Consider the following 1,226-nt stretch of genomic DNA (forward strand, 5'->3'; position numbering starts at 1 on the left):
CCGAGCTGATGATCGCCTCTTTCGGCAGCGCCGCCTGAATCGCGCGCCACGCCATGCGGGGGCTCATCCAGTCGGGCTTGGCCGCGCGGGCACGCTGGTTCCAGGTGGTGCCCGGATCGTCATCCTCGTGGGTCATCGAGGTCAGTTCCTGCGCCCAGGCCGATTTCTTCTGCGCGATGCGCTCTTTGCGCTCCTTGCGGCCTTCGTCACCGGCGGTGTCGCTCAGCTGGGCCAGAATACCCTTTGCAACCTTGGCAGCGTCGCCGATGATGCCGACGCTGACCGCTTTGGTCAGGCCGATACGGTCGGGGTTAATGTCGACCTGGATGATCTTGGCATCCGCGGGCCAGTAGTTGATGCCATAGCCCGGCAGGGTCGAGAACGGGTTCAGACGGGTGCCGAGGCACAGGACAACATCCGCCTCGCTGATCAGCTCCATCCCCGCTTTCGAACCGTTATAGCCCAGCGGACCGGCAAACAGCGGGTGGCTGCCCGGGAAGGCGTCATTGTGCTGGTAGCCGACGCAGACCGGCGCATCCAGACGCTCGGCCAGCGCTTTCGACGCCTCGATGCCGCCTTCGGCCAGAACCACACCGGCGCCGTTCAGAATGACAGGGTTTCTGGCGTTCGACAGCAGCTCGGCCGCCTGGGCCACGGCGGTTTCGCCACCCGAGGGGCGCTCGAACTCGACAATGGCGGGCAGGTCGATATCGACAACCTGGGTCCACATGTCGCGCGGGATGTTCAGCTGGGCCGGGGCGCTGGCGCGCTTGGCCTGCATGATCACACGGTTCAGAACCTCGCAGACGCGGGTCGGGTCGCGGACCTCTTCCTGATAGGCGACCATGTCCTCGAACAGCTTCATCTGCTCGACTTCCTGAAAGCCCCCCTGACCGATGGTCTTGTTGGCCGCCTGCGGGGTCACCAGCAGAAGCGGGGTGTGGTTCCAGTAGGCAGTCTTGACGGCGGTCACAAAGTTGGTGATGCCCGGACCGTTCTGCGCGATCATCATCGACATCTTGCCGGTCGCCCGGGTGTAGCCATCCGCCATCATCCCCGCGCTGCCCTCATGCGCACAGTCCCAGAACATGATCCCAGCCTTCGGAAACAGATCCGAAATCGGCATCATCGCAGAGCCAATGATCCCAAACGCATGTTCAATACCATGCATCTGCAAAACCTTAACAAAGGCCTCTTCCGTCGTCATCTTCATAGGGGTGTTTCCT

At 62.9% G+C, this 1,226-nt stretch carries 1 protein-coding gene; it reads right to left on the bottom strand.

The window, feature by feature from the left end:
- Positions 1-1,213, bottom strand: a 1,213-nt coding sequence (locus ACR0C6_RS21280) for a sulfoacetaldehyde acetyltransferase (RefSeq protein ID WP_480621090.1), incomplete at its 3' end; no start/stop codon positions are given.
- Positions 1,214-1,226: the final 13 nt, after the last annotated feature.

It is taken from the genome of Ruegeria sp. AL12, from assembly GCF_056540885.1.